The sequence below is a fragment of the Campylobacter concisus genome (assembly GCF_002914005.1).
Taxonomy (GTDB): Bacteria; Campylobacterota; Campylobacteria; order Campylobacterales; family Campylobacteraceae; genus Campylobacter_A; species Campylobacter_A concisus_N.
In genome coordinates this window covers 1-3,892 of the sequence record NZ_POZU01000073.1, presented here as the reverse complement: position 1 = coordinate 3,892, position 3,892 = coordinate 1, and the positions used below count along the sequence as shown (strand labels likewise).

General features: G+C 35.0%; 3 protein-coding genes and 1 pseudogene. All 4 read right to left on the bottom strand.

Features of this window, described 5'->3' with window-relative positions; translation table 11 throughout:
• Window positions 1–337, bottom strand: a pseudogene (locus CYP54_RS09990) (ABC transporter ATP-binding protein); the annotation flags it as partial.
• Entirely contained in the window at window positions 330–1,376 is a 1,047-nt protein-coding gene (locus CYP54_RS08800) for a GDP-L-fucose synthase family protein (protein WP_103604966.1), read from the bottom strand. The gene CYP54_RS08800 and the pseudogene CYP54_RS09990, both read right to left, overlap by 8 nt.
• A gap of 3 nt (window positions 1,377–1,379) precedes the next feature.
• Window positions 1,380–2,522: a GDP-mannose 4,6-dehydratase gene (gene gmd, locus CYP54_RS08795; protein WP_103604965.1), complete on the bottom strand. Its 1,143-nt coding sequence runs from the start codon at window positions 2,520–2,522 to the stop codon at window positions 1,380–1,382.
• Window positions 2,523–2,525: 3 nt separating this feature from the next.
• The coding region (locus CYP54_RS08790; protein ID WP_103604967.1) for a mannose-1-phosphate guanylyltransferase/mannose-6-phosphate isomerase at window positions 2,526–3,892 on the bottom strand (1,367 nt) is incomplete at its 5' end.

The following is a 3,892-nucleotide window of genomic DNA, read 5'->3' as shown; positions in this document are numbered from 1 at the left end:
ATGCAAAAGAATGAAATCTTCCAAATGCAAATTTATTAAGCAAAAAATTATAAAATATCGAGTAAAAAGCTCTAAAAATATAAAAGCCTATTAAAAAAAGACCAAAAAAAATCATAAAATTAGTAGTAGTAGAAAAGTCAAAAAAGTCATAAATTTTTTTTGAATATTCGTTACTAACTATTTTTGATGGATCTGATGCTAAGGTAATAAACGGCATAATAGCAGATATTCCAACAGTTTCAATGATCGATAAAAAAATACTCATAAAAATCAAAATTATAAAATTTTTCTTTTCTTGTCGTGTTGTTATTGCTAACAGCTTTTTTAGATTAGTCATTTAAATACCACTCATAAAGTGTCTTTATTCCATCTTCAAGCTCTACTTTATGTTTCCAACCAAGAGAGTGGAGCTTTGAGGGATCCGTTAGTTTTAGCATTGTGCCATCGGGCCTGCTATCATTAAAATATAGCCCACCTTTAAAGCCAATTATATTTTTAATCAAATTTGCTAGCTCTTTTATAGATATATCTTTGCCAGTTCCTATATTTATATGCGTATTTCTTATCTCTTTGCTATTTTTGTCATAAGTATCTTTAAAGTCTCTATTTTCCAGTAAAAACACGCAAGCATCAGCCATATCTTCTGAGTGTAGAAACTCTCGTCTAGGCTCTCCTGTACCCCAAACTTCTACTCTATCTTTTGAAATACCAAATTTATCAAGATAAGCCATAGCTTCATTTATATCTTTTACTTTTAGATCTTTTACCACTGCATCAAATTTTTCTTCGCTTAAAAGTTTTGCTAGGTGTATCTTTCTTATAAATGCTGGCAATACATGTGAGGTTTCTAGATCAAAGTTATCATTTGGACCATATAAATTTGTAGGCATAACAGATATAAAATTTGTGCCGTACTGTAAATTATAGCTCTCACACATCTTCATGCCGGCTATTTTAGCGATCGCATATGGCTCATTTGTGTATTCAAGTGGAGATGTCAAAAGCACCTCCTCCCTCATTGGTTGCGGAGCATTTTTAGGATATATACAAGTACTTCCCAGAAATAGTAGTTTTTTTACCTTATGCAGATAGCTTTGGTGGATCACATTATTTTGAATTTGTAAATTTTCATATATAAAATCAGCCCTATAAGTGCTATTAGCTACTATTCCACCGACCTTTGCAGCAGCTAGCACCACATACTCAGGCTTTTCTTTTTCAAAAAACTCACAAACCGCCTTTTGATCCATTAGATCAAGCTCGCTATGGGTTCTTGTGATTATATTTTTATAGTCTTTTGATTTTAAATTTCTCACTATAGCAGAGCCTACTAGTCCTTTATGTCCTGCTACATAAATTTTGCTATTTTTATCCATTTCTTACTCGAAATAGCTCATTGTCTTATATCCACCATCTTTTAGATAGACATCTTTTGTCATGAGCTTTAAGTCTGATCTCATCATATCATTTACTAGATCTTGAAGGTTAAATTCTCTCTTCCAGCCTAGTTTTTTCTCTGCTTTACTCGGATCTCCGAGCAGCAAATCAACCTCTGTTGGCCTAAAATATCTTGGATCCACACAAACCACAGTTTGTCCGATACTTAAATGTGATATATCTAAATTTAACTCTTTTACTTTTTCAAAATTTAGTGAGTCCACGACTCCTATCTCATCTACGCCAGTCCCTTCAAATCTCAAATTTATACCAGCGTAAGCAAATGCAAATTTTACAAAGTCTCTAACCGCTGTTGTTTGGCCAGTTGCTATTACCCAGTCTTCTGGCTGTGGGGCTTGAAGTATCATCCACATCATCTTCACATAGTCTTTTGCATGACCCCAGTCTCTTTTGGCATCTAAATTTCCAAGATAAAGCTTGTCTTGAAGCCCGAGCGCTATCTTACTAGCTGCCCTTGTGATCTTTCTAGTGACAAAAGTCTCGCCTCTAACTGGTGATTCATGATTAAACAATATACCATTACAAGCAAAAATCCCATAAGCCTCTCTATAATTAACCGTTATCCAGTATGCATACATCTTTGCAACTGCATAAGGGCTTCTTGGATAAAATGGCGTGGTCTCACTTTGCGGTGTCTCTTGCACTTTTCCGTAGAGCTCAGAGGTAGAAGCTTGATAAATTTTAGTCTTTTTTTCAAGTCCCAATATCCTTATGGCCTCAAGCAGCCTAAGAGTGCCTGTGCCATCAGCATTTGCAACATATTCTGGGGTTTCAAAACTAACATGTACATGGCTCATGGCAGCTAGGTTGTAAATTTCATCTGGCTGCACCTCTTGGATGATCCTTGTCAGATTCATAGAGTCCGTCATGTCGCCATAGTGCAAGAAAAAGTTTCTATTATCAACGTGCGGATCTTGATAAAGATGATCTATTCTGTCTGTATTAAAAAGGCTCGTTCGTCTTTTTACGCCATGGACTATATAGCCTTTTTTTAGTAAAAATTCTGCCAGATACGATCCATCTTGACCCGTTATACCAGTTATTAACGCTACTTTTTTATCCATAAATCACCTTTTAAAATCATCATCTAGGCGAATTATATCATCTTCGCCTGTATATTCGCCGACCTGAGCTTCTATTAAAACCACAGGAATTTTTCCTTCATTAGATAGTCTATGAACTTCACCCATTTTTATATAGATAGACTCATTAGGACAAACAAGCCTAGTTGTCTCACCTATCGTCACAGTGGCACTTCCTGATAGCACTATCCAATGCTCATTTCTATGAAAATGCTTTTGCAAAGATAGTCTTTTGCCAGGTTTTACCTCTATTATCTTTATCTTATAACCATCTTGATTTTCAAGGACAGTATAGTTTCCCCAAGGTCTATTTGTCGTGACATGGGCATTACAAAGCTCAGAGCTCTCCTCTTTTAAAATTTCCACTACATTTTTTACTTTTTGGCTAGAGGATTTTTTAGATATTAAAAGAGCATCTTTTGTATCAACTACAGTTAGATCATCGACATCTATCAAGGCTATTTTTTTGCCACTAGATAGGACTAGATTATTGTGAGAATTTATCTGCACCAGATCGCTATTTATTGTATTTCCATTAATATCTTTTTGTAGCTGCTCATCCAAACTATCAAAACTTCCAAGATCACTCCAAGGCGCATCTAGTACTACCATTTTTACGATACCAGACTTTTCCATTACAGCATAATCTATGCTATTTTGGGGAATATTTTGCATGTCGATAACGTCTATTTTGATATCAATTTCATCTTTTTTTGCGTTATCAAAAGCAAGTTTACATGCTTCAAGTATCCTAGGAGCAAAAATTTTCATCTGATTCAAGAAAACACCTGCCTTAAAGACAAACATACCTGAATTCCAGTAGAAATTTTGATCTTTTAGAAATTTCACCGCTCTTTCATAGTCTGGCTTTTCATAAAAGGCCTTTACATCGCCATTATAGCTCTCTATATATCCAAATCCCGTCTCAGGTGACCTTGGCTTTATACCAAAAGTAACTAAGAAATTTTGCTCTGCCAGCTCTTTTGCAGCTTTTACGCTTGTGTGATATGCTTTAATGTCCTTTATCAAATGATCTGAAGGGGTTACTAAAACAATCTCATTTGGATCAAGTGCAAGGCAAGCTAGTGTGATCGCTGGTGCAGTATTTCTACCAACTGGTTCGAGCAGATATTTAAAATTTGTGATATTTAAATTCTCTATCTGATCCATCGCCAAGTAGTAGTGATCGATATTTGTAATTACAAATGTATTATCACAAATTTCACTATTTCGTAGTGCAGTCAGCTGAAAAAGTGATCTATTGTCAAATAATTTAATAAATTGTTTTGGCATTAAAGTCCTGCTAATAGGCCACAACCTCGTACCAGAACCACCACATAATAATATATTTG